This window comes from Enterobacter sp. PL_is379, assembly GCF_055817355.1.
Window position 1 is genome coordinate 186159 of record NZ_JBVPGT010000028.1, and the last position, 23520, is coordinate 209678.

Annotated in this window: 24 protein-coding genes and 1 pseudogene; 10 read left to right on the forward strand and 15 right to left on the reverse strand. The window is 58.1% G+C overall.

The window, feature by feature from the left end; translation table 11 throughout:
• Positions 1-3 precede the first annotated feature (3 nt).
• The 5 genes and pseudogenes from chbR to osmE form a co-directional block, all read right to left on the reverse strand.
• Positions 4-840 (reverse strand): annotated as a pseudogene (gene chbR / locus AC0TOY_RS11710) (transcriptional regulator ChbR); the annotation flags it as partial.
• Between the two features lie 11 nt (positions 841-851).
• Positions 852-1199, reverse strand: coding sequence for a PTS N,N'-diacetylchitobiose transporter subunit IIA (gene chbA / locus AC0TOY_RS11715; protein ID WP_024909443.1), 348 nt, complete (start codon positions 1197-1199; stop codon positions 852-854).
• Between the two features lie 47 nt (positions 1200-1246).
• Positions 1247-2605, reverse strand: a complete 1359-nt coding sequence (gene chbC / locus AC0TOY_RS11720; protein WP_028017210.1) for a PTS N,N'-diacetylchitobiose transporter subunit IIC — start codon at positions 2603-2605, stop codon at positions 1247-1249.
• 79 nt (positions 2606-2684) lie between these two features.
• Positions 2685-3002 (reverse strand): PTS N,N'-diacetylchitobiose transporter subunit IIB, encoded by a 318-nt coding sequence (gene chbB, locus AC0TOY_RS11725; protein WP_008500676.1) that lies wholly within the window; start codon positions 3000-3002, stop codon positions 2685-2687.
• A 281-nt stretch (positions 3003-3283) separates the two neighbouring features.
• Positions 3284-3628 carry an osmotically-inducible lipoprotein OsmE gene (gene osmE, locus AC0TOY_RS11730; RefSeq protein ID WP_010430142.1) on the reverse strand — a complete coding sequence of 115 codons (345 nt, stop codon included), beginning with the start codon at positions 3626-3628 and terminating at the stop codon, positions 3284-3286.
• A 232-nt stretch (positions 3629-3860) separates the two neighbouring features.
• Between osmE and nadE the strand changes: the two genes are divergently transcribed.
• On the forward strand, positions 3861-4685 hold the full coding sequence (gene nadE / locus AC0TOY_RS11735) for an ammonia-dependent NAD(+) synthetase (RefSeq protein ID WP_029740447.1): 825 nt from the start codon (positions 3861-3863) through the stop codon (positions 4683-4685).
• A 148-nt stretch (positions 4686-4833) separates the two neighbouring features.
• A complete protein-coding gene (cho, locus tag AC0TOY_RS11740; protein WP_248164122.1) occupies positions 4834-5712 on the forward strand; it encodes an excinuclease Cho in 879 nt (292 codons plus the stop codon).
• Here cho and ves read toward each other — a convergent pair.
• The 7 genes from ves to astC form a co-directional block, all read right to left on the reverse strand.
• The gene (gene ves / locus AC0TOY_RS11745) at positions 5690-6247 is read right to left on the reverse strand and encodes an environmental stress-induced protein Ves (protein ID WP_021241069.1); all 558 of its coding nucleotides are present in this window, start codon (positions 6245-6247) and stop codon (positions 5690-5692) included. The genes cho and ves overlap by 23 nt on opposite strands.
• Before the next feature lie 297 nt (positions 6248-6544).
• Complete coding sequence (gene spy, locus AC0TOY_RS11750; RefSeq protein WP_024908549.1) at positions 6545-7039, reverse strand: ATP-independent periplasmic protein-refolding chaperone Spy; 495 nt, start codon at positions 7037-7039, stop codon at positions 6545-6547.
• A 338-nt stretch (positions 7040-7377) separates the two neighbouring features.
• Positions 7378-8343, reverse strand: coding sequence for a succinylglutamate desuccinylase (astE, locus tag AC0TOY_RS11755; RefSeq protein WP_148769517.1), 966 nt, complete (start codon positions 8341-8343; stop codon positions 7378-7380).
• Between the two features lie 10 nt (positions 8344-8353).
• The gene (gene astB, locus AC0TOY_RS11760) at positions 8354-9679 is read right to left on the reverse strand and encodes an N-succinylarginine dihydrolase (RefSeq protein ID WP_148769518.1); all 1326 of its coding nucleotides are present in this window, start codon (positions 9677-9679) and stop codon (positions 8354-8356) included.
• A complete protein-coding gene (gene astD / locus AC0TOY_RS11765; protein ID WP_148769519.1) occupies positions 9666-11153 on the reverse strand; it encodes a succinylglutamate-semialdehyde dehydrogenase in 1488 nt (495 codons plus the stop codon). Before astD ends, astB begins: the two co-directional genes overlap by 14 nt.
• Positions 11150-12184 (reverse strand): arginine N-succinyltransferase, encoded by a 1035-nt coding sequence (astA, locus tag AC0TOY_RS11770; protein WP_061715461.1) that lies wholly within the window; start codon positions 12182-12184, stop codon positions 11150-11152. The genes astD and astA overlap by 4 nt, the downstream gene beginning before the upstream one ends.
• Positions 12181-13401, reverse strand: a complete 1221-nt coding sequence (gene astC, locus AC0TOY_RS11775) for a succinylornithine/acetylornithine transaminase (RefSeq protein WP_048991592.1) — start codon at positions 13399-13401, stop codon at positions 12181-12183. Before astC ends, astA begins: the two co-directional genes overlap by 4 nt.
• A 433-nt stretch (positions 13402-13834) precedes the next feature.
• Here astC and xthA point away from each other — a divergent pair, with 433 nt between their 5' ends.
• From xthA to AC0TOY_RS11805, 6 genes are all read left to right on the forward strand, one after another.
• On the forward strand, positions 13835-14641 hold the full coding sequence (gene xthA, locus AC0TOY_RS11780) for an exodeoxyribonuclease III (protein ID WP_032645347.1): 807 nt from the start codon (positions 13835-13837) through the stop codon (positions 14639-14641).
• A gap of 6 nt (positions 14642-14647) precedes the next feature.
• Complete coding sequence (locus AC0TOY_RS11785) at positions 14648-15331, forward strand: TVP38/TMEM64 family protein (protein ID WP_090417315.1); 684 nt, start codon at positions 14648-14650, stop codon at positions 15329-15331.
• A gap of 15 nt (positions 15332-15346) precedes the next feature.
• A complete protein-coding gene (locus tag AC0TOY_RS11790) occupies positions 15347-16507 on the forward strand; it encodes an ABC transporter substrate-binding protein (protein WP_473721906.1) in 1161 nt (386 codons plus the stop codon).
• Positions 16480-18009 (forward strand): ABC transporter permease family protein, encoded by a 1530-nt coding sequence (locus AC0TOY_RS11795; protein ID WP_473721871.1) that lies wholly within the window; start codon positions 16480-16482, stop codon positions 18007-18009. Before AC0TOY_RS11790 ends, AC0TOY_RS11795 begins: the two co-directional genes overlap by 28 nt.
• On the forward strand, positions 18009-18629 hold the full coding sequence (locus AC0TOY_RS11800) for an ATP-binding cassette domain-containing protein (protein WP_032650925.1): 621 nt from the start codon (positions 18009-18011) through the stop codon (positions 18627-18629). The genes AC0TOY_RS11795 and AC0TOY_RS11800 overlap by 1 nt, the downstream gene beginning before the upstream one ends.
• A 73-nt stretch (positions 18630-18702) precedes the next feature.
• Positions 18703-20010, forward strand: a complete 1308-nt coding sequence (locus AC0TOY_RS11805) for a sulfurtransferase (RefSeq protein ID WP_473721872.1) — start codon at positions 18703-18705, stop codon at positions 20008-20010.
• Here AC0TOY_RS11805 and AC0TOY_RS11810 read toward each other — a convergent pair.
• The gene (locus AC0TOY_RS11810; protein WP_370883852.1) at positions 20007-20624 is read right to left on the reverse strand and encodes a CDP-alcohol phosphatidyltransferase family protein; all 618 of its coding nucleotides are present in this window, start codon (positions 20622-20624) and stop codon (positions 20007-20009) included. The two genes, AC0TOY_RS11805 and AC0TOY_RS11810, sit on opposite strands and share 4 nt — an antisense overlap.
• Positions 20617-21186 carry a carboxymuconolactone decarboxylase family protein gene (locus AC0TOY_RS11815; RefSeq protein ID WP_370883853.1) on the reverse strand — a complete coding sequence of 190 codons (570 nt, stop codon included), beginning with the start codon at positions 21184-21186 and terminating at the stop codon, positions 20617-20619. Before AC0TOY_RS11815 ends, AC0TOY_RS11810 begins: the two co-directional genes overlap by 8 nt.
• 75 nt (positions 21187-21261) lie before the next feature.
• Here AC0TOY_RS11815 and AC0TOY_RS11820 point away from each other — a divergent pair, with 75 nt between their 5' ends.
• Positions 21262-21681: a pyrimidine (deoxy)nucleoside triphosphate diphosphatase gene (locus AC0TOY_RS11820; protein WP_473721873.1), complete on the forward strand. Its 420-nt coding sequence runs from the start codon at positions 21262-21264 to the stop codon at positions 21679-21681.
• Here AC0TOY_RS11820 and AC0TOY_RS11825 read toward each other — a convergent pair.
• On the reverse strand, positions 21638-21916 hold the full coding sequence (locus AC0TOY_RS11825) for a DUF1496 domain-containing protein (protein ID WP_473721874.1): 279 nt from the start codon (positions 21914-21916) through the stop codon (positions 21638-21640). The two genes, AC0TOY_RS11820 and AC0TOY_RS11825, sit on opposite strands and share 44 nt — an antisense overlap.
• Before the next feature lie 228 nt (positions 21917-22144).
• Here AC0TOY_RS11825 and gdhA point away from each other — a divergent pair, with 228 nt between their 5' ends.
• Positions 22145-23488, forward strand: coding sequence for an NADP-specific glutamate dehydrogenase (gene gdhA, locus AC0TOY_RS11830; protein ID WP_148769058.1), 1344 nt, complete (start codon positions 22145-22147; stop codon positions 23486-23488).
• Positions 23489-23520 lie beyond the last annotated feature (32 nt).

A 23520-nucleotide genomic window follows, 5' to 3' on the forward strand; every position in this document is an offset into this window, starting at 1 on the left:
AAGTTAATTCATTACCGTTAAATTCTTCCGGTAACTGTTCGGTGTGAATGACGTCAATTTTTTAAAGGTCTTAATAAACAGGCTGGGACTGCTGTATCCTGACTCGTACGCAATATCGGTGACAGAATAGTTGGTAATTTCCAGCTGTTTTTTGGCAAAGTTAATGCGGATTTCATTAATAATTTGCACGGGCGTTTTACGATAATAGCGCTGCGTTGCACGGGTCAGATATTCCTGGGATTTGCCCGACAGCGACACCATATTTTCCAGCGCATTTTCGCTGAACTGGCCTTTATCGTGCATCAGCTCAACGGTGCCGCGCAGCCATTGCGGAATATCATCCGTCACCTGCTGCTCTTCACGATGATGGCGCAGCCGGTTCATCACGTAGAAGGTCACCGTTTCAATAAACTCATCAAATTCATTGTCGCGGAAGTTAAGCGAAGCGATAACCGTCTCAATCCAGGTCATGAACTCGTTTTTGACCCGATAGACCTGGGAGGCAACGAAGCAGAACGGCACCAGCGGCAGATAGTGCTTCTCGAAGAAACGTCTGCTGACGCCCACATTCAGAATGCGGGTGGCACCAAATTCGTAAAAGCTCTGGTGATAAGACCCCATCGGCAGGAAGACAAAATCCCCTCGCTCAAGCAGGACGCGCTTACCGTTGATCTCCTGGTAGTAGCGACCGGTCAGAACAATCGTGAACTCGTAGTAGTCATGCTGGTGCAGACCACTGGCGCTCTCCGTTTTGTTGTAGATAACCACATGAAAATTTTTGCCATTAAACAGCTGCTGTTCAAGTGCGGTTTTAATTTCCATCGTGCTGACCTCCTGCTGCTCAGTCTGACTTACTGCATCTTCTCGTGAAGCTCAATGAGCTCCGCCACCAGCTCACGCGCCAGCATCGAGGTCATCAGGTGATCCTGCGCGTGGACCAGCACCAGGCTGACCTTCATCTTCCCTTCGCCCTGATCGCTTTCAATCAGCTTTGTCTGCACCAGGTGCGCTTCATTCAGCGCCGTGCGGGACTGTTCCATCATGGTTTTCGCGGCGGCGAAATCCCCCTGCTTGGCCTGCTTCAGTGCGGCATAGGCCAGGCTGCGGGCCTGTCCGGAGTTGATGATAAGCCCCATCACCACTTCTTCAAGATCGTTCTCGGCGGCTTCGTCTGCGACAATACTATCCAAATCTAACATGTTTAAGCTCCTTGTGGCTGGCGCGGGCTTCCCCGCGCCGGTCAATCTTAGAATTTCAGTGAGAGGGCAATATCCTCTTCGCTCTCTTCTTCATCAATGATGGTGGCGGCTTTGTTGGCAATCGCCACGAACGGCATGTACAGCAGGGTGGCAATCCCGAGGTTGAATATCGCCAGCAGGAAGGCTGCGACGCTGCCGTTGGTGTTGAAGAAGGCGCCCAGACCTGCTGGCATGGTCCACGGTGCAATGTTGGTAATCGGTGGAATGATGCCCATGTAATACGCCGTCAGGGTGATAGCGGCCAGCAGCGGCTGAATCAGGATGAACGGAATGAACATTACCGGGTTCATGATGATTGGCAGACCAAACAGAATCGGTTCGTTAATCTGGAAGATGCCTGATGGCAGCGCCAGCTTCGCGACCTGACGGTAATCAGCACGACGAGAGACAATAAAGACCGCGATGATCAGACCCAAGGTCGCCCCGGTACCGCCCAGGAAGATATAGGAGTCAAGCATCGGCTTCGCCCACACATGGAAGGTTTTACCGGCTGCCAGCGCCGCGTCAACGGAGCCGTACTGCTGGTAAAGCGCAACGTTTTCCAGTGCCCAGGGGGTCATAATCCCGCTGTCCAGCGCGGCCAGTGCCAGTGAACCATGCACGCCAAAGAACCACAGCAGAGAGGTGAAAATCACATACGCCCAACCGACCACGCCACCCATCGACGCCAACGGCGTAGAGATAGAGTCCATGATGATCTGGTGGAAGTTTGTGCCCCAGTGGGAGAGCGCCCAGGCGATAATCCCCATGATGGAGAGAATAATGAAGCCCGGAATCAACGCGGAAAATGAACGGGAAACGGAAGCCGGTACGCTATCCGGCAGGCGGATAACCCAGTTGCGACGGATAATAAAGGTGAACATTTCTGCCACCACCAGACCGATAACAATACCGGAGATAATGTTGGCCCCACCCAGCCAGTTGGCACCGACGGCATAGGCTTCACCCACGCTGTAAGGCGTGACGGTCATAAAGGCAGCAACGGATAATAACCCGGCAGCCAGCGGATCGACTTTACGCTCTTCTGCCAGTGCCATCCCAATAAAGAAAGGCGCCATCAGCGACATAATCCCCAACGTACCGTTATAGACGTTGCCGCCGATGGCTTTAAAACCATTAAGGGTTTCAATAGTGGAAGCGTCTAACCTAATTCCTAATGAATAAAAGAAGGAACCTTCACCAAAGCTCAGAAAAACGTTGTTAATTAAAACGAACATGGCCCCGGCCAGCGTCAACGGCATTAATTTAATAAAACCGTTTTTGATGGCATTAACGTGAGGCTGCTTTCCTATTTTAACAGCAAAAGGAAGGAGTACCTTTTCAAGTGAAGCGATGACTTTACTCATAGGAAAATACCCTTAAATGCCGTAACGCATGTTACGGCGTATTGTGTGTGAAATAACTCTTTGACGGGAAAAATAAAAATTAATTAGCAGCTTTTTTAATTGCTGCCACAGCAGCTTTAAGAACACCTAAACCATCAATCTTGCCGTACAGCCCCGAGTCGATCACTTCGACAGGTTTATTCGGTAACAGTCGTTGAATTTCGGGCAACATATAGGCAATTTGCGGCCCCAGTAAAACGACATCGGCTGTCTGGCCTTTTTCGCCCGCCAGCGTCTCTGGAAACGCTTCAATCACCACAGGGACTTCATACTTTTCAGCCTGCGCACGCATCTTTGACACCAGAAGCGAGGTTGACATGCCCGCTGAGCAGAACAGGTAGATATGTTTCTTTTCCATCGTGTTTTCCCTCTTGTATAACTACCTGCCATCGCGCTATCACTCGACTCGCTGTCCCGGCAGACAGGTAGCTTGCGTACTGTTGTTTATCGTTGGAGTGAGTATACGCAATGGTACAGACAGGGGATAATTCTGGATAGACTCAAATTGTCTCTCATTGACCTGGCTTGTTGACTCTCTTCACATTTCGGGCAAATAATTCGCGCAAAGAAATAAGATTTACGTATGCATAAAAAAACCGGCCCCTGGGCCGGTTTGTTAACATCCTCAGGCAAGGAGGGTTACTGCGCCTTAGGTGCCTGCGGATCGGTATCGTATTCAGCACAGGTCTGATAGCCGGAGTTGATCACATGACCGGTATCATCCAGCGCGACAAAGTAGGTTTCTGCCTTACCATCACGTTGACCCAGGATATAGGTCTGGCAGGTCCCTTTCGCATGAATCATGGTCACTTCAGAAGAAGGTTTACCGGCAATCGCGGCCACCTGCGAACGGGTCATCCCTTTTTTAACGTCTTTTACTACGGGCTGCGTAAACTGATCCTTGGTGCGATCGTAAGCCGTACACCCTGCCAGCATAGTCAGTACCGCCGCTGCGCTAAGAATTCCTGCTACGTTCTTGTTCATATTCCGTCCTCTTGTTTATCAGCGTGTTATATAAGCATGGGATAAAAAGTACTATTGTTCAACTTTGTGAGTTACGCCAGACGAATTTCGGAAAATTCTAATAAAACAACGATAACCTGCTAAATCGGCGCAAATTAGCGCACTCGAAACTGTGATCCTTGTCGTTTCTCGCCCAAAGGGTTAGTTTTAACAGCTAACACATTCTGTTTATGTACTGCATATGGAGGGCGTGATGGCTCTGCAACAAGAGATTATTCAGGCACTGGGCGCGAAGCCCACGGTAGATGCACATGAAGAGATCCGCCGCAGCGTGGATTTTTTAAAATCGTACTTAAAAAAGAACGCTTTCCTGAAATCCCTGGTGCTTGGCATCAGTGGCGGCCAGGACTCTACCCTGACCGGTAAACTCTGCCAGATGGCGATTTCAGAGCTTCGCGAAGAGACGGGCGATGAGACGCTGCAGTTTATCGCGGTGCGTCTTCCTTATGGCGTGCAGGCGGACGAGCAGGATTGCCAGGATGCCATTACCTTCATTCAGCCTGACCGCGTGCTGACCGTGAATATTAAGGGCTCGGTGCTGGCAAGCGAGCAGGCGTTACGCGAAGCGGGCATTGAGCTGAGCGATTTTGTTCGCGGCAACGAAAAAGCCCGCGAGCGCATGAAAGCGCAGTACAGCATCGCCGGGATGACCAAAGGCGTCGTCGTCGGCACCGACCATGCGGCAGAAGCGATCACCGGCTTCTTTACCAAATACGGCGACGGCGGCACCGACATTAACCCTATCTTCCGTCTGAACAAGCGTCAGGGTAAGCAGCTGCTGGCCGCGCTGGGCTGTCCTGAGCATCTGTATAAGAAAGCGCCGACAGCGGACCTTGAAGACGATCGCCCTTCCCTGCCGGATGAAGCGGCCCTTGGCGTCACCTATGACAACATCGATGATTATCTGGAAGGCAAAAAGCTGGATGAAGGTACCGCGAAAATCATCGAAGGCTGGTATCTGAAAACCGAGCACAAGCGCCACACGCCAATTACGGTGTTTGACGATTTCTGGAAATAAACGTTTCTCCGCAAATTTATGCAAGCAGAGGACAATCCCCTCTCCCCTATGGGGAGAGGGTTAGGGTGAGGGGCAGCCGCCACCCGGCTCTTTTTTAACCACCACACTCCTGCTACACTGTATACCTGAACAGTATATGGAGCAGTATGTGAGCAGGCGTCAATCCGCCCCGCGTCTTGAGTTTGAAGCGGCGGCTATCTACGAATATCCCGAGCACCTTCGCCCCTGGCTTGAGGCACTGCCTAAACAGCCGGGCGTGTACATCTTTCACGGCGAAAGCGACACTCTCCCGCTCTACATCGGCAAGAGTGTTAACATCCGCAGTCGGGTGTTATCCCATCTTCGCACCCCGGACGAGGCCGCCATGCTGCGCCAGTCGCGACGCATTACCTGGTTCCAGACGGCAGGAGAAATGGGCGCGCTGTTGCTGGAGGCGCGGTTGATAAAAGAACAACAGCCGCTGTTCAACAAGCGCCTGCGCCGCAACCGTCAGCTCTGCTCCCTGCAGATCAACGAGGGCAAGCCGCAGGTCGTCTACGCGCGCGACGTCGATTTTTCTCATGCCCCGAATCTCTACGGGCTGTTCGCCAATAAACGAGCCGCACTTCAGGCGCTGCAGACGCTCGCGGACGAGCTCCAGCTTTGCTACAGCCTTTTAGGTCTGGAGGCAACCACCCGCGGACGCGCCTGTTTTCGATCCGCGCTGAAGCGCTGCGCCGGTGCCTGCTGTGGGAAAGAGAGCGTTGAGGCGCACCACGCACGGCTCCTCTCCGGTCTGGGGGCCATCAGCGTGAAGTGCTGGCCCTGGGAAAGCGCCGTTGCGCTCAAAGAGGTGGGCGAGGCAATGACCCAGTATCACATCGTCAACAACTGGCTCTGGCTGGGCGCTGTCGACAACATCAACGACGCGGCAACCCTGCTGCGCACGCCCGCCGGATTTGACCACGATGGCTACAAAATTCTCTGTAAACCGGTCCTGGCCGGTAAGTTTGAGATCATTGAACTCAATGGCCTGGCAGCCATGTGATTTCGCTGAACAATAAGGTACCCTGAGCCTCCAGCAGACGCAGCGTATGGGTACCCTCCTCCCAGCTGGCGCCCTGATCGGCCGTCAGCAATTTATCACCCAGTTGCCACGCCCCGCTTAACACAAACACCACGCCCCCGCGTGTGCCAAAGGTGGTAAAGGTACGGTCAGCCACGCGCACCTTCGCTCGGCAGCAGTCGCGACGGGTCATGATGTTGAAGTCCATCGCCATCCGCCCATCGGACAGCAGCGCTTTCACCGGCAGGTCGCCGGCAAAGCTATAGGGCTGATGGTGCTTCAGGGTATGGAAGAACGCCTGACCGGCATCCAGGGTCACCTCCCCGCCTTCCAGCAAGGTAATCACCCGATCGACGCCGGGAAACGAGGAGAATTCGCCGTTGCTGGCGATAGTCGCGATACTGGCACGCCAGTGAAAATCCCTCGTCGCGGGAGGGAAGCAGCAAATCTCACGCGTTTCGCCAGCACCATTGCGCCAGAGGCTGACCGGCATCTTACGGATATCAAAGAACTCCATCACCACTCCTGAATGGCACAACCCGTGCCAGGGCAAGGATATCGCTATCGTTGCTGTCTTGATTGTTATCGTTGGGTATTCACAGAAACAGTATCGGCAGCAGAGCGGGCAGGCCTTAGCGCAACGTTAATAAAAATGCTAACGCCATGACTCTACGAACATTCTCTGAAGCGACTACAGGAGGATACCGCGCTGGCGGCGGCAGGCAAGAGGGCAGGAAAGAAAAACCGCCGGTCCTGTCCACAGCGATTGCGCTTTTGTGGACAGGATCCCGGCGGTCTTAAGAGTGTGAACCGATTATTCGGTTGGTGCTGGCATTTTACCTTCCATCGCCGGACGTTCTGTCAGACGCTTCTCAAAATTCGCATTAAATTGTTTTTTCTGTTCCGGGGTCAGAATGTTGTAGATCTTGTTCTGAGTTTCCATGTGAGCCAGCATGCGGGCTTTGTGCTGCGCGGCCATTTTGTCGATCTGCGCTTCGGCTTTCGCCTTGTCGAAGCTGTCGCTGGCGATGATGTCATGCATCGCACGACGCTCTTCAAGCGGAGGACGTTTCATCTGGTCGCGTTCACCTTTTCTGATGTCGCGGATCTGCTGCTTCTGCGCATCCGTCAGGTTGAGATCCTTAAACATCATCATCTCGTTGTGCATACCCGGACCTTTATGATGCATCATCATTTTGCCTTCAGCAGGCGCGGCAGTGGTGGTGGTCGCAGTATCTGCGGCGAACGCCATGCTGGTAGCGCCCAGAGCCAGGGTAGAAGCAACAAACAGTGCAGTAAACTTACGCATAATTTATTTCCTTTCTTTCAGTTATTCTTCGGCGCTATGCCGTGTTGACGAGATTAACTTTACGGGGTTTATCGTCAATTAGTCAGAGCAACGGTAAAACAATGAAAGTGTAAAAAACAAATTTTCGCCAAATGTGGAGGAAATAAGGATAAAGCGTGGAGAGTTGCAACAAAAAATATTCAATGCGATGATTTTAAAGCGATTTAGCAGAATTATAACGGAGTGAAGGTGAATAATAAAGCAATTCACCAGGAATATTCTGCAAAACAAGCGTAAGCGCGTTAATCGTGAAGAAAAGTTTTTTACTTCCCCCTCCCGAATGATGAGAGGGGAAAGGTTCAGGATATTTTTTCCAGCATCAGCCCGGCCCGCAGGCCAAACGCGACGGTAGGGTTAGGGAATAAAACATACTCGGTGGTTTTCTGCACCTCGTAACGCTCCTCGCCATCCTCGGCCAGCAGCGCCCCTTTGCGAAACGGGGTGAAGTTCAGAGTATGCGCGGCCATATGCAGCAGGAAGGCATCGCTGCGGCGCGTGATCTGCTGTACGACCCGGTACCGCTCAACGGGCTGATGCGCGTGCTCGGGAGCCTTTCCTCCCAGCAGCGCCCGAAGGGCGAGATGCGTAGGCGCAAATCGGGTGAGATCGTTCTGGCCAAACGGCAGCGCTTTCCCCAGCTCCAGCGTACAGGACAACGCGCCAAAGTTCTCACAGGTGAAGTGCGTAAAGGTTCCGCCCGGCGACTGGTGAAAGACCAGCGCCTCCAGCCCGGCGTCTCCCAGCCAGCTCAGGAAATCTTCCTCCCACGGCTGATTGCGCTGCGGCAGCACGCCGAAGCGAACATGGTAGGACGCGCGGATGGCCGTATGCAGATCCAGATGCCAGCGCGCCGGTCCCGCAGCGGCAAAAAACGTGGTCACGACGCTCTCCAGCCACGCTGCCCGCGCCGTTTCGTCGCTCTGCGGAAACTGCGCCCAGCGCCCGCCAAACATACGGTTAATGTCGCTCACCAGGTACCGTTTGTTTTGCGCCAGCGCAGGCGGATTGCCCAGCACCACCAGCACGCGGCACGTCAGGGCGATCTCATTGCGATACAGCGCGCGCAGCAGCAGATCGACAATCTCAACGGGTGCCGTTTCATTCCCGTGAATGCCCGTTGAAAGCAGCAGCGAGAGATCGCTTTTTGCGGTCGGCGTCAGCTCAAGCACCCCGCGCCCCAGCCACCGCCAGCGAAATGAGGGGCCGTCCCCCTCTTTCTGTTCCGGCGTCTCATCGGCCAGGGTCAGCGCCAGTAAATTTTCCATATCCACTCCTTTAGCGCTGGAACGGGTAAACCGATCCCAGCTGCAGGATTGTCGATAATGCGTCCAGCGCCTCGCGTCCTTCACGCAGAAGCTGCGGGTCAACCAGATCCGCCTGCGTTAGCCGATCGCGATAGTAGCGATCGACCCAGTCATTCAGCCGCGTAAAGAGCGTATCGTTCATCATGACCGCCGGGTTAACCGCCTGCATTTCGTCCTGGGTCAAGACCACGCGCAGACGTAAACAGGCTGGGCCACCGCCGTTAGCCATGCTTTCGCGCAGATCAAACACGCGCAGTTCGTCAATCGGGTTATCGGCCTTCACCAGCTCGGTCAGGTAGCGCCACACGCCCTGATGATCCCGGGACTCCTGCGGCAGGACCAGCATCATGCTGCCGTCATCGCGGCTCAGCAGCTGGCTATTGAACAGATACGTTTCGACCGCGTCCTGCACGCTCACCGCCTCCGTTGGCACCTGAATTGGCGTGAAGCCGCGCACGCGCTCATGCAGCGTGGCGAGCAGCTTCTCCTGATGGGCAAACGCCTGCTCGTGACAGAACAGCACCTGGCGGTTGGAAACGGCAATCACGTCGTTGTGGAACACGCCCTGATCGATCACATGCGGGTTTTGCTGGGCAAAAATCACCTGGGAAGGATTGACCTGGTTCAGGCGGGCAACGGCCTGGCTGGCCGCCAGCGTCTGACGCGCAGGATAGCGGGTTGGCGCAGCGTGGCCCCCCTCTTCTCGCCCGTAGATAAACAGCTGCAGGCCCGGGTCGCCATAATCGCCCCCCAGGCGGTTATGGTTGGCCGCGCCTTCGTCGCCAAACATCGCCACCTGCGGCAGGGCCTGATGCACCTCAAAATGGGCGTCCTGGCTGAAAATGGCGCGCAGCACGCGCTCGGTGGTTTCCGCTTCGGTGGCGCGGTGGAATTTATTGTTCAGGTTCGCCACCGTCAGATGAACTTTGCCATCCAGCGTATCGGCTGACGGCGCGACGGTCGCGGCGTTGGCCACCCACATCGAGGAGGCCGAACTTGCCGCCGAGAGCAGGTGCGGCGTCTGCGTACCCGCTTTTTCAACCACCTGCTCATCGGTGCCGCTAAAGCCGAGCTGACGCAGCACCGCCACGTTCGGACGCTCCTGCGGCGGGATCACCGCCTGCGGGAAACCGGTATCCGCCAGCGCCTTCATTTTTAGCAGCCCCTGCTTCGCCGCCAGCTTCGGGTTCGAGACCTGAAAGCGATGCTTCGTCGAGGCTTCATTACCAAAAGAGAGACCGGCATAGTGGTGCGTCAGCCCCACCAGCCCGTCAAAGTTAACTTCACGCGCTTTCATGACGATCCCCTCCGGTAAAGTCCAGCCCCGGATTCAGCGTGTCCGGCAGCGTCAGCGCCGGGGTTTCCAGGCTCGCCATCGGCCACGCACAGTAATCAGCGGCATACCACGCGCTGGCGCGATGGTTGCCCGACGCGCCCACGCCGCCGAACGGCGCGGTGCTCGCGGCCCCGGTCAGCGGTTTATTCCAGTTCACAATACCGGCGCGTGCTTCCAGCAGCAGTTGTTCAAACTTCTCGCGATGCGGCGAAATCAGCCCGCTCGACAGGCCGTAGCGGGTGTTATTGGCCATCGCAATGGCCGCATCAAAATCGTCGTAGCGCCAGACGCACAGCAGCGGGCCAAAGACCTCTTCATCCGGCACGTTGCTCGCGCCGCTCATCTCAACGATGCCCGGCGTCAGCAGCGAGGTGCCCGGCTGAACCTGCTTTGGCTCGAGCAGGGTTTTCGCGCCGCGCGCGACGTGGTCCTGCCAGGCCTTCAGTACGTTCAGCGCGGCCTGTTCAGAAATCAGCCCGCCGATAAACGGCTGCGGGTCGGCATCCCACGCGGCAGGTACCAGGCGCGCGCTCACCTCTACCAGACGCTTCAGGAAGGCATCGCCCTGCGCGCCGCGCTTGACCAGCAGGCGGCGGGCACAGGTGCAGCGCTGTCCGGCGGTAATAAAGGCGGACTGAATCGTCAGGTGCACCGCGGCGTCGATATCATCAGGATCTTCCACAATCAGCGGGTTGTTGCCGCCCATCTCCAGCGCCAGAATTTTCTCCGGCTGCCCTGCCAGCTGGCGGTGCAGCTGATAGCCCGTCCCGGCGCTGCCGGTAAACAGCAGGCCGTCGATATCGCTCAGCGCGCTCAGCGCCTGGCCGGTTTCACGTCCGCCCTGCACCAGGTTCAGCACGCCCGGCGGCAGACCGGCCTGTTCCCACAGCTTAACCACCGCCTCGCCGGTTAATGGCGTGAGCTCGCTCGGTTTGAAAATAACGGTATTGCCCGCCAGCAGCGCGGGCACAATGTGGCCATTCGGCAGATGCCCCGGGAAGTTGTACGGACCAAACACCGCCAGCACGCCGTGCGGACGGTGGCGCAGCGTGGCCGCGCCGTCCGGCATGTCGGTGCGCTGTTCGCCGGTACGGGTATGGTACGCCTTGACCGAAATGGCGATTTTATTGATCATCGCCGTCACTTCGGTTGTCGCTTCCCAGCGCGGTTTACTGGTTTCAGACGCGATGATGCGCGTCAGCTCGGCCTTGTTTGCCTCCAGCAGCCCGGCAAACTTTTCAACAACTGCCTGGCGCACGGCGAAAGGCTGTTTTGCCCACGCCGGAAACGCACGGCGAGCGGCATGGCAGGCCTGATCTACCTGCGCGGCGCTGGCGTCATGCCCCTTCCAGAGCACCTCTTTTCCAACCGGATTGGTCTTTACGCGCTGTTCGCCTTCACCCGTGACCCAGTCACCGTTAATCCATAATGTCATGCTGTTTTCTCCTCAGGGCAGAGACGCACCAGGCGAACCGTATCGCCGGCGTTACATTTCAGGGCATCGAGCTCAGCAGCCGTCAGCACCAGACGTTCACATTTCGGGTTGGTTCGCACCAGCATGGCGCGGAAGTTGGCGTAATTTTCGTTCGCCACCAGGCATGCGGGCCAGTCGCCCGGCGCGGGCTGGCCTTCAGAGACCTCAACCAGCCGGCTTTTACGGATTGCGCGCACGCGGTCGATATCGCACTCAAGCGTAGGCCCGCCGTCAAAGATGTCGACATAGTTCCGGTAACGGAAGCCCTCTTTCTCCAGCACCGCGCGGGCGGGGGCGGTTTGCGGATGCACTTCGCCGATCACCGCCTGCGCTTCCGGGCTGAGGAAATGGGTATAGATAGGATGCTTCGGCATCAGTTCGGCAATAAAAGCTTTCTGGCCGGTACCGCACAGGTAGTCCGCCCGGCTGAACTCCATCGAGAAGAAGCGCTCGCCCAGGCTCTCCCAGAACGGCGAGTAGCCGGTGTCGTCGATCACGCCGCGCATCTCTGCGACCACTTTTTCGTTAAAGCGATCGCGGAAGGCGGCCATAAACATAAAGCGCGATTTGGAGAGCAGATAGCCGTTGCCCTCTTTGCGCCACGCCGGATCGAGGAACAGCGTGCACAGCTCGCTGGCCCCCGTGTGGTCATTACAGAGAAACAGCGTGGGCAGCGCGTTATAGACGTTCAGCTCTTTCGAGGCGTGAACCATGGTGCCGACGCGGTAGTTGTACCACGGGTCGTTAAGCCCGACGGCCACTTCAATGGCGCAGATCCCGGCCACGGTTCCCGTGTCGGTGTCTTCCAGCACGAACACATACCCCTGCTCGCTTTTTGGCAACGTCCCCTGCCAGGTATGCAGGGCGCGCTCGATGCGCGCCGACAGCGTTTTTTCATCGGCAGGAAGCGAGGTCAGCCCGCCTCCCGTCTTACCGGCAAGCTGCATGAGCCCGGCGAGATCGCCGCGCTCAACGGGACGGATGACCATCATGATGACACCCCGGATTTCACTTTTTCACACGCCAGCGCAAAACGGTCCAGACCGGTTTGCACCTCTTCCTCGCTGACGATCAGCGCAGGCGCAAAACGCACCACGTTGGCACCGGCAATCAGCACCATTACGCCCACTTTTGCCGCTTCCTGTGAAATAAGTTTAGCTTTCCCGGCAAACTCAGCGGTGAGCTCGCAGCCGATTAACAGCCCCAGACCGCGAATTTCTTTAAACAGCCCCGTTTTGCTGTTGATGGCATTCAGACGCTCGACAAACCAGTCGTGACGCTGCTTAACGCCTTTCAGCACCTCAGGAGTGTTAATGATATCGAGAACCTGTCCGGCAACGGCGGTAGCCAGCGGGTTGCCGCCGTAGGTGGTGCCGTGGGTGCCCACGGTCATTACGCTGGCGAATTTATCGGTGGTCAGCATCGCCCCAATCGGGAAGCCGCCGCCCAGCGCTTTGGCGGTCGAAAGCACGTCCGGCGTCACGCCGTAGTGCATATAGGCATACAGCTCGCCGGTGCGGCCCACGCCGGTCTGCACTTCGTCGAAAATCAGGACCGCATCGTGACGATCGCACAGCTCGCGCAGCCCCTGCAGGAAGGCTTTTTGCGCCGGAAGCACGCCGCCTTCGCCCTGCATCGGCTCGACGATCACCGCGCAGGTGGTGTCGTTAATCAGCTCGCTGGCGGACTGCAGATCGTTATAGATGCCGTGACGAATATCCGGCGGCAGCGGTGCGAAATCCTGCGAGTAGGAAGGCTGACCGCCCGCGCTGACGGTAAAGAGCGTGCGTCCGTGGAAGGCATTTTTAAACGCCACGATACCGCTCTTGTGGGTTCCAAATTTATCGTGCGCATATTTGCGCGCCAGCTTCAGCGCCGCCTCGTTGGCTTCCGCCCCCGAGTTACAGAAAAAGACCTTCTCCGCAAACGTCGCGTCGATCAGTTTTTTGGCCAGGCGCAGCGCGGGCTCGTTGGTAAAGCCGTTGCCGGTATGCCAGAACTTCGCCGCCTGGTCGTTCAGCGCCTGACGCAGCGCCGGGTGCGCATGACCCAGCGCGTTGACCGCAATCCCACCTGCAAAGTCGATGTACTCTTTACCCTGCTGATCCCACAGGCGCGAGCCTTCCCCACGAACCGGAATAAAAGCCGCCGGAGCGTAAACCGGCATCATCCATTCATCGAAATTTTCACGCGTAATTGACAGAGACATAGCGACCTCATCCGGTAAATAAAAGGTTATTTGAATGTTAAATAATTGAGTGTTTGCACTGTGAATGTAGATTGCAGCCTTCGTGCCAGCCAGCGATAAAAATGCATAAACGGGTTGAGGTAACAGAATATCAACAAGTTACGACATGGAGTTATTCACTGTTAGTGCATAAAAAGTGAATATTTTTACGACAAGCGGCGCTTTGCCGCATGAAAATCAGAAAGAGTATGCACAGGCCAAATATAATTCTGGAATTGTGATCGCTCGCGAAATTTATCGGTCATTTACGCCCTGTTTGGGGGCGAGACGCGTCAGAATGGTGCAAATATTGCACCACCGGCATTATCTGTCGCAGTTATTGGTCGAACCCGGTAACAGTTGACGCAAATTCTGCTACCATCCATGCACTATTCACCTTGCACTGGCAGCGACTATGAAATTTGTCTCTTTTAATATCAACGGCCTGCGTGCCCGTCCTCATCAGCTTGAAGCTATCGTTGAGCAACATCAGCCAGATGTGATCGGCCTGCAGGAGACAAAGGTTCACGACGACATGTTCCCCCTCGAAGAGGTGGCGAAACTCGGCTACAACGTCTTCTATCACGGTCAGAAAGGACACTATGGGGTCGCGCTGCTCACCAAAGCGCCGCCGGTTTCCGTGCGTCGCGGCTTCCCTGGCGACGGTGAAGAAGCGCAGCGTCGCATCATCATGGCGGAAGTGCCTTCTGCGCTCGGGAATATCACGGTCATTAACGGGTATTTCCCGCAGGGTGAAAGCCGTGACCATGAAACCAAATTCCCGGCCAAAGCGAAGTTTTATCAGGATCTGCAGGACTTCCTGACAACTGAACTCAAAAAAGAGAATCCGGTGCTGATCATGGGCGACATGAACATTAGCCCGACGGATCTCGATATCGGTATTGGCGAAGAGAACCGCAAACGCTGGCTGCGTACCGGCAAATGCTCCTTCCTGCCGGAAGAGCGTGAGTGGATGGAGCGCCTGCTGGGCTGGGGCCTGGTGGATACCTTCCGCAATGCCAACCCGGAAACGCAGGATCGCTTCTCCTGGTTTGACTACCGCTCAAAAGGCTTTGACGACAACCGTGGCCTGCGTATAGACCTGCTGCTGGCCAGTTCGCCGCTGGCCGAGCGCTGCATCGAAACCGGGATCGACTACGATATCCGCAGCATGGAAAAACCGTCCGACCACGCGCCGGTGTGGGCTAAATTCAAGCTGTAATGACGCGTGAACATTCGAAAAATCGCTTTCCTGTGCGCCCTTCTGGGCGCATTTATTCTGACGTTTGTCATGCTTCCCCCGGGAACCCTCTCCCTGGAAGGGATTAAAACTCACCAGCAGGCGTTACTTTCCCATGTCGACCACGCGCCGCTGCGCAGCGCGCTGATCTTTTTTGCGCTCTATGTCGCGGTCTCCGCCCTGTCGATACCCGGCGCGGCGATCCTCACCCTGCTGGGCGGGGCGTTATTTCCCCTGTGGGAAGGCACCGCGCTGGTCTCGTTCGCCTCCACGCTCGGGGCCACGCTGGCCATGCTCGCCAGTCGTTATCTGCTGCGCGACGGGGTCCAGCGGCGGTTTGCTCAGCAGATGAAAACGGTGAACGCCGGTATGTCGCATGACGGCGCGGGCTATCTTTTTGCCCTGCGCCTGATGCCGCTGTTCCCGTTTTTTCTGGTGAATTTGCTGATGGGGCTGACCCGGATTGGCGTATTTCGCTACTGGTGGGTCAGCCAGGTCGCCATGCTGCCCGCGACGGTTGTCTTTCTGAACGCCGGGCGCGAGCTGGGAAAAGTGACCTCGCTGCGCGATATTTTGTCGCCGGGCATGATATTCGCCTTTACACTACTGGGGTTATTACCGCTGGTCACCCGCCGGCTGTTTTCCCGTTATCTCCCGTCTGCTAAAAAGTGAGGCATTATGCGCCGTGTGCGTTTTTGCGCGTTCCTGATCGGTCTGCTGCTGGCAGCCCCTCTCTCTGCCGCCGAAAGCTGGCACGCTATCCAACAACAGGCCAAAGGCCAGACCGTCTGGTTTAACGCCTGGGGCGGCGATCCGGCGGTCAACCGCTACCTTGAGTGGGTCAGCGGTGAGATGCAAACGCACAATGCCATTACCCTCAAAATCGTCCCGCTGGCGGATGCCGCCGACGCGGTAAAACGTATTCAGACCGAAGCCGCCGCGGGGCGCAAGGCCAACGGCTCGGTTGACCTGCTGTGGGTTAACGGCGAAAACTTCCGCACGTTAAAAGAAGCGAACCTGCTGCAAACCGGATGGGCGCAGACGCTGCCAAACTGGCGCTATGTCGATACCCGCAAGCCCGTTACGGAGGATTTTGCAATTCCCACAGACGGCGCGGAATCCCCGTGGGGCGGTGCGCAGCTGACCTTTATCGCCCGCAAAGCCAGCATGCCGACGCCGCCGGAGGATCCTCAGGCGCTGCTGGCTTACGCACAGCAGCACCCGGGCAAGGTCAGCTATCCTCGCCCGCCCGATTTTACCGGCACGGCATTTCTTGAGCAGCTGCTTCTGACGCTCACCGATCGCCCTGAGGCTTTACAAAAAGCACCCGATGAAACGTTTGACCACGTTACCGCGCCGCTCTGGGCCTACCTCGATAAGCTGCACCCGCTGATGTGGCGCGAAGGCAAAGACTTCCCCCCTTCACCCGCGCGCATGGACACCCTGCTTGCCCGCGGCAGTCTGAACCTGTCGCTGACCTTTAACCCGGCCCATGTGCAGCAGAAAGTGGCGAGCAGCGAACTGCCCGCCGACAGCTACAGCTTTGGTTTCCAGAGCGGGATGCTCGGCAACGTCCATTTTGTGGCGATTCCGGCCAATGCCAGCGCGAGCGCGGGGGCGAAAGTGGTCGCTAATTTCCTGCTGTCACCGCGGGCGCAAATCCGCAAGGCCGACCCGGCCATATGGGGAGACCCAAGCGTACTGGATGCGAAAACGATGCCCGAAGGTGAAGCGAAACAACTGCTCGCCCACACGCCGCAGGGGCTGCCGAAGGTGCTTGCAGAGCCGCAGTCCGCCTGGGTGAACGCGCTGGAGCAGGAATGGCTGCGTCGTTACGGCACCCGCTGAGCGGGCTTGTCTGGCTGGCGATGGCGGTGATTTATCTGCCGATCCTGCCCGCCGGCGCCATGCTGCTTGCCCCGGCGTTTTCGGTGACAAACTGGCTGTGGCTGCTGAACGATCCGCAGCTACCTCAGGCGACCGTCGCCACGCTGGTCTCAACGCTCATCGCCACGCTGGGGGCGTTGCTGATTGCCCTTTTCCTCGTCAGCCTTCTGTGGCCTGGTAAGCGCTGGCGACGTCTCACGACCCGCCTGCCGTGGCTACTCGCGATCCCCCATGTGGCGTTCGCCACCGGCGCGTTACTGCTGTTTGCCGAGGGCGGTCTGTATTATCAGATCTGCACCGTCTGTTCTCCGCCGTTTGACCGCTACGGCGTCGGTCTGGGCCTGACGCTCGCGGTCAAAGAGAGTACGTTTGTCCTGTGGGCCATTTACGCCGTCCTGCCGGAAAAACGGCTCGCACTGCAGAAGACCGTCCTGCAAACCTTTGGCTATGGGCGTTTTCAGACGCTCAGCTGGCTGATCCTTCCGGCGATTGCGCCCGTTCTCGGCGCGGTGATGCTGGCGGTGCTGGCGTGGTCGCTGTCGGTCGTGGACGTGGCGATCGTGCTCGGGCCCGGAAACCCGCCTACCCTGGCCGTGCTGGCCTGGCAGTGGCTGAGCCAGGGCGACGCGCAGCAGCAGGCAAAAGGGACGCTGCTGTGCCTGCTTCTCCTCGTGCTGCTGGCCGCGCTTGCCGCACTTGGGTACGGTTTATGGAAGGCATGGCGCCGCAGGGTTCCTGACCTCAGCGGGACACGTCGCAGGTCTGAGCGCGTTCTGCCTGTACGTACACTCAGCGGCTTTCTGCCCGCGTGTGGCATCCTGTGCGCCGCGGTGCTGCTGATGCTGGCGCAGCGGGACGACGTAGGTCCCGTGGGGACCAGCCTTTCCTTCGGGCTGCTTTCGAGCCTGATCGCCCTGCTCATCAGCGTTCTCTGGCTAGAATGGGGCCCGCAGCGCGGCACACTGTGGGTATGGTTACCGCTCGCCCTTCCGGCGCTGCCGCTCGTCACCGGCCAGTATGCCATTGCGCTGCATCTGGGACTCGACGGGCGCTACGCCGCCGTACTCTGGAGCCACCTCCTGTGGGTATTACCGTGGACGCTGCTGGTGCTGCAACCCGCCTGGCGGCGGATCGATCCCCGACTTGTTCTTACCGCCAGAACGCTCGGCTGGCGACGGGAAAAAATATTCTTGCTGCTGAAATGCCCCCTGCTGGTGCGCCCTGCGCTGCTGGCCTTTGCCACCGGCTTTTCCGTCAGCATGGCACAATACATGCCGACGCTGTGGCTGGGCGCGGGGCGTTTCGCCACGCTGACCACCGAAACCGTCGCGCTCAGCAGCGGAGGCAGCATCCCGATTCTCGCTAACCGGGCGCTGGGATTACTGCTGGTCACGGGCACGGTGTTTGGTCTTGCCGCCTTGTTATCCCGGCTCGCGGGCCGCTACCGTCAAGGATTACGATAATGCTGAAGGTAAAAGATCTCACCATCGAACCGCTTTTCCGCGAGGTCAGTTTTTGCGTGCCCCGCGGGGAGATCGTCACCCTGATGGGGCCGTCCGGCAGCGGAAAATCGACCCTTTTTGCGTGGATGGTCGGCGCGCTGTCAGACGATTTCCAGGCACGGGGCGAACTGTGGCTCGACGCGCGTCGCTGCGACGGACTTCCCGTTGAGTCCCGCGGGCTGGGTATTCTCTTTCAGGACGCGCTGCTGTTCGACCCGTTCAGCGTCGGGCAAAATTTGCTGCTGGCGCTGCCTGAACGGCTCGCCGGGCGCGCGCGTCGGGAAGCGGTCGAACAGGCGCTGGATTCCGCCGGGCTGAGCGGTCATTACGCCAGCGATCCGGCCACCCTTTCCGGCGGGGAGCGCGCCCGGGTCAGCCTGCTGCGGGCCCTGCTCGCGGAGCCGCAGGCGCTGCTGCTGGACGAACCGTTCAGCCGCCTCGATAAAGCGTTGCGGGCCTCATTTCGGGCATGGGTGTTTGACGCCGTCCGCGCGCGCAATATTCCGGTGGTGCTGGTCACGCACGATGAAGACGATATTCCGCCCGGCGGCGAGCTGATTGAGATTTCTCGCTGGCAATAATGTGCTAACGCAATGTTTTCCGATTCGGGAGAGACGACAATGCCCCCCTCTTTTACTGACGTCAGGTTATTCGATGAAACGTGTTTCTCAACTGACCGCGCTGGCCCTGCTCTGCGGCCTCGCTTCTTTTTCCTCGCTGACGGCTGATATGCCCAACGCCATCACGCTGTCTCAGCTTCAGGCGCAGCACGGCACGCCTGTCGACACCCGCGCCAGCGCGTTTTACAACGGCTGGCCGCAGACGCTCAGCGGCCCCTCCGGGCATGAACCCGCTGCACCCAACCTTGCTGCCGCCTGGCTCAGCGCCATGAGCGACGAGCAGATTGCGCTTTGGGCAAAACTGCATCAGCTTACCCCTGCAACGACCATCGCCCTGTATGGTGACGAGAACGATAACCAGGCGGTGAAAGCCCGCCTGGAGAAAGCCGGATACCGCCACGTTTCGCTGCTCAGCGATGCACTGCAGACACCCGACCGCCTTCAGCGCCTGCCTCATTTTGAACAGCTGGTTTACCCGCAGTGGATCCACCGCCTCCAGCAGGGTAAACCCGTGACCGCCGCGCCGTCGGGTGACTGGAAAGTGATCGAAGCCGCCTGGGGCGCACCGAAGTTTTACCTGCTGAACCACATTCCCGGCGCGGGCTACATCGATACTAACGAAGTGGAAAGCGAGCCTCTGTGGAATAAAGTCTCCGACGACAAGCTGAAAGCGATGCTGGCGAAGCACGGGATCCGCCACGACACCACCGTCATCTTGTATGGCCGCGACGTCTACGCCGCCGCGCGCGTGGCGCAGATTATGCTGTATGCGGGCGTGAAGGATGTGCGTATTCTCGACGGCGGCTGGAAGGCGTGGTCAGATGCAGGCCTCCCGGTTGAGCGCGGCACGCCCGGCAAAGTGACGCCAGCCCCCGATTTCGGCGCGCCAATCCCCGGCCAGCCGCAGCTGATGGTCGATATGGAACAGGCGCGCGGGATGCTGCACCGTCAGGATGCCTCCCTGGTCAGCATTCGTTCGTGGCCGGAGTTCATCGGCGAAACCAGCGGCTACAGCTACATCAAGCCAAAAGGTGAAATAGCCGGTGCCCGCTGGGGTCATGCGGGCAGCGATGCTACCCACATGGAGGATTTCCATAACCCGGATGGCACCATGCGCAGTGCGGACGACATCGCCGCCCAGTGGAAGCGCTGGAATATTCTGCCGGAACAGCACGTCGCGTTTTACTGCGGCACCGGCTGGCGGGCGTCCGAAACCTTTATGTACGCCCGGGCGATGGGCTGGAAGAATATCGCCGTCTATGACGGCGGCTGGTACGAATGGAGCAGTCACCCGCAGAACCCGGTGACAACCGGTGAGCGCGGGCCAGAAAGCGCTCTCTAAGGGGTGAGTGACTTCAGCGTCACGTAGCCGCTCCAGACGCGCGTTGTGGTGGTCAGCCAGCACAGCGCGCCGAATATCCACGCGAATAGCGTAAAGTGCGCCGGGAAGAGGCAGCACAGCACAAACAGCGCGATGGTCTCCGTCCCTTCCGTTAACCCACCGATGTAATAAAACGACTTGTGCGCATAGCCGGGGTTGTCGATGTCGTGCTTCGCGGCCAGCGCCGCAAACGCCAGAAAACTGCTGCCGGTACCAATAAACGCAAACAGCAGCCAGGCGGCCGCCAGCGCATTCTCTGCGGGAGCAGCGAGCGCAAAGCCAAACGGCACCAGGGCGTAGAACAGAAAGTCGAGCGCGATATCGAGAAATCCTCCCGCATCGGTCAGCCCCCTGCGGCGCGCCAGCGCCCCGTCCAGACCGTCCAGCAGGCGGTTCAGCACGATGACGACCAGCGCCGCCGGATACCAGCCGAGGGCCAGAAACGGCAGCGCCAGCACGCCAATCGCAAACCCGGTCAGGGTTAATCCGTCGGGCGTAATGCCCGGCCTGTCCAGCACGGAAACCAGACGATTCAGAACGGGCTTTACCCGCGGGTGCAGGTGACGGTCAAGCATGAGGCGTCTCATTAAACGTGGCGCACAGCCCCTGAGCCGGAATATCCAGCGCGGCATTAAAGCGGGCGGAGAGATTCTGAAAGGCAATGAGCGCCGTCATCTCGGTGATGGCGTCATCCGTAAAGTGGCGCTTCAGCGCCGTTCTGATGGCCTCATCCGCCCGGGGTGGCGTTGCGGTCACCGCCTCGGCGTAGGCCAGCGCCGCGCGCTCCTGTTCGGAGAACAAAGTGGAATCCTGCCAGTCCCCCACGGCCTGAACCTTATCCAGCGCGCCGCAGCGCTCGGCCAGCCGCAGGCTGTTGGCATCAATACAGAAAGCACAGTGGCAGAGCTGGGACACCCGCGTCATGAGCAGCGAACGAAGCACGGGCGTCAGGCGCGCGCGACGACGCTCCAGAAAACCGACAAACAGCGCCACCAGCCAGAACAGACGCGGCATGCGCCCCCACCAGCGGGTGGGATTCAGCACCGCGCCAAAATGCTTTTTCTGCATGGCGGCAATCGGTTTAAGGCTGGCGGGAAGGGATTCGATAGGGGCAACCCAGGCGGTGGTCTCTTTCACCTGATTCTCCTGATTACTGGACTCTGAGAAAGGGCACGATAATATGTCTTTTTTCGCTATCAATTATTGACGACCATGCTGAAAACACTCGATGTCGTTGCCGCCATCATCGAAAAAGACGACAAAATTTTACTGGCGCAGCGCCCTGCCCACGCCGACCAGCCGGGCATGTGGGAATTTGCAGGCGGCAAAGTCGAGGCGGGTGAAACCCAGCCCGAGGCGCTTATCCGCGAGCTGCGTGAAGAGTTGGGTATTGAAGCGCTGCCTGCGCAATATGTTGCAAGCCACCAGCGCGAAGTCTCGCAGCGGTTAATCAACCTGCACGCCTGGCACGTTCCTGCGTTTAGCGGCGAGCTCACGGCGCACTATCACAGCGCGCTGGCGTGGTGTACGCCGGAAGAGGCGTTCGGCTACGCCTTAGCCCCCGCGGATATTCCCCTGCTGGAAGCGTTTATTGTTTTACGCGACGCCAGACCAGCGGGTTCGTGCCAATAACGCGCTCGTCGCGCTGGCACTGCAGCAGCACGCCCTCCGCTTTCACCACGGCCCCTTCCGAGTAGTTCTGATTCTGATAGATGCAGCACTGATTACAGGGCTGCACCGTTTGATTCTGGCCGCTGGAGCTAAACACTTCCGGCGGCACATTCACTTCCACATCCGGACGAATGCGGTCAGCCTGCGCGCCAGCAGTGAAGATCAGACATAACGCGGTGAGTAGATAACGGTTCATAGACACATCTTCCTGTTGTTCCTTGATAATGACTATAACGGTAAACCAGAGCGGAACCTTTAATTTATCTCTTCATCGCTTTTGATTATGACGCCTGCGCTCTCATTAATTTCCCTTTCGCCCTACATTTCTGCTTGCCACACAAAGCAGTACGGGTGGTATAGTCAAAAAAACAACACAAATCGCATAAGTAATACACATAAAATACGATAAGAGGTTCTTATATCTATGGATCAGACACGCTCTCTGGAAAGTTTCCTTGCCCATGTTCAGCAGCGCGACCCGCACCAGAGCGAGTTCGCGCAGGCCGTGCGTGAAGTGATGACCACCCTGTGGCCCTTCCTTGAACAAAACCCGCGCTATCGCCAGATGTCTCTGCTTGAACGCCTTGTCGAGCCAGAGCGCGTGATCCAGTTCCGCGTGACGTGGGTGGACGATCGCAATCAGGTGAAGGTCAATCGCGCGTGGCGCGTGCAGTTTAACTCGGCCATTGGCCCGTTTAAGGGTGGCATGCGCTTCCACCCGTCCGTAAACCTGTCAATTCTGAAGTTCCTCGGCTTCGAGCAGACCTTTAAAAACGCCCTCACCACGCTGCCGATGGGCGGCGGGAAAGGCGGAAGCGATTTCGATCCGAAAGGCAAAAGCGAAGGCGAAGTGATGCGCTTCTGCCAGGCGCTGATGACCGAACTCTACCGTCACCTCGGCCCGGATACCGACGTGCCTGCCGGTGATATCGGCGTCGGCGGACGTGAAGTGGGCTTTATGGCCGGGATGATGAAAAAGCTCTCCAACAACAGCGCCTGCGTCTTTACCGGAAAAGGGCTGTCGTTTGGCGGGAGCCTGATCCGCCCGGAAGCGACCGGATACGGCCTGGTTTACTTCACCGAGGCCATGCTCAAGCGCCACGGTTTAGGCTTTGAAGGCATGCGCGTCGGGGTGTCCGGCTCCGGTAACGTGGCGCAGTACGCGATTGAGAAAGCGATGCAGTTTGGCGCTCGCGTGGTAACCGCCTCTGACTCCAGCGGCACGGTGGTGGATGAAGCGGGCTTCACGGCAGAGAAGCTGGCGCGCCTGTGTGAAATCAAAGCCAGCCGCGATGGACGCGTGGCGGATTACGCCCGGGAGTTTGGCCTGACATACCTGGAAGGAAAACAGCCGTGGGGCGTGCCGGTGGATATCGCCCTGCCGTGCGCCACGCAGAACGAGCTGGACGTTGAAGCCGCGCGCACGTTGATTAGCAACGGCGTAAAAGCGGTGGCCGAAGGGGCGAACATGCCGACCACCATCGACGCCACGAACCTGTTCCTTGAGGCAGGCGTGCTGTTTGCACCGGGCAAGGCCGCTAACGCCGGTGGCGTGGCAACCTCCGGCCTCGAGATGGCACAAAACGCCGCGCGTCTCGGCTGGAAGGCAGAAAAAGTGGATGCGCGCCTGCACCATATCATGCTGGATATTCACCACGCCTGCGTGGAGTACGGCGGCGAGGCATCGCAAACCAACTACGTACGCGGGGCGAATATCGCCGGATTCGTGAAGGTGGCAGATGCCATGATCGGGCAGGGTGTGATTTAAGGTTTATATCGTGCGGCCGGGTGCCCTCACCC

Bases quoted from the DNA above. Each gene is read 5' to 3' on its own strand.
- astB (WP_148769518.1), bottom strand. From the start codon at position 9,679: ATGAAAGCGCGTGAAGTTAACTTTGACGGGCTGGTGGGGCTGACGCAC.
- AC0TOY_RS11810 (WP_370883852.1), bottom strand. From the start codon at position 20,624: ATGCTTGACCGTCACCTGCACCCGCGGGTAAAGCCCGTTCTGAATCGT.
- spy (WP_024908549.1), bottom strand. From the start codon at position 7,039: ATGCGTAAGTTTACTGCACTGTTTGTTGCTTCTACCCTGGCTCTGGGC.
- astC (WP_048991592.1), bottom strand. From the start codon at position 13,401: ATGTCTCTGTCAATTACGCGTGAAAATTTCGATGAATGGATGATGCCG.
- ves (WP_021241069.1), bottom strand. From the start codon at position 6,247: ATGGAGTTCTTTGATATCCGTAAGATGCCGGTCAGCCTCTGGCGCAAT.
- xthA (WP_032645347.1), top strand. From the start codon at position 13,835: ATGAAATTTGTCTCTTTTAATATCAACGGCCTGCGTGCCCGTCCTCAT.
- AC0TOY_RS11795 (WP_473721871.1), top strand. From the start codon at position 16,480: ATGGCTGCGTCGTTACGGCACCCGCTGAGCGGGCTTGTCTGGCTGGCG.
- osmE (WP_010430142.1), bottom strand. From the start codon at position 3,628: ATGAACAAGAACGTAGCAGGAATTCTTAGCGCAGCGGCGGTACTGACT.
- astA (WP_061715461.1), bottom strand. From the start codon at position 12,184: ATGATGGTCATCCGTCCCGTTGAGCGCGGCGATCTCGCCGGGCTCATG.
- AC0TOY_RS11800 (WP_032650925.1), top strand. From the start codon at position 18,009: ATGCTGAAGGTAAAAGATCTCACCATCGAACCGCTTTTCCGCGAGGTC.
- AC0TOY_RS11805 (WP_473721872.1), top strand. From the start codon at position 18,703: ATGAAACGTGTTTCTCAACTGACCGCGCTGGCCCTGCTCTGCGGCCTC.
- astE (WP_148769517.1), bottom strand. From the start codon at position 8,343: ATGGAAAATTTACTGGCGCTGACCCTGGCCGATGAGACGCCGGAACAG.
- AC0TOY_RS11820 (WP_473721873.1), top strand. From the start codon at position 21,262: ATGCTGAAAACACTCGATGTCGTTGCCGCCATCATCGAAAAAGACGAC.
- nadE (WP_029740447.1), top strand. From the start codon at position 3,861: ATGGCTCTGCAACAAGAGATTATTCAGGCACTGGGCGCGAAGCCCACG.
- chbB (WP_008500676.1), bottom strand. From the start codon at position 3,002: ATGGAAAAGAAACATATCTACCTGTTCTGCTCAGCGGGCATGTCAACC.
- gdhA (WP_148769058.1), top strand. From the start codon at position 22,145: ATGGATCAGACACGCTCTCTGGAAAGTTTCCTTGCCCATGTTCAGCAG.
- AC0TOY_RS11825 (WP_473721874.1), bottom strand. From the start codon at position 21,916: ATGAACCGTTATCTACTCACCGCGTTATGTCTGATCTTCACTGCTGGC.
- astD (WP_148769519.1), bottom strand. From the start codon at position 11,153: ATGACATTATGGATTAACGGTGACTGGGTCACGGGTGAAGGCGAACAG.
- chbC (WP_028017210.1), bottom strand. From the start codon at position 2,605: ATGAGTAAAGTCATCGCTTCACTTGAAAAGGTACTCCTTCCTTTTGCT.
- chbA (WP_024909443.1), bottom strand. From the start codon at position 1,199: ATGTTAGATTTGGATAGTATTGTCGCAGACGAAGCCGCCGAGAACGAT.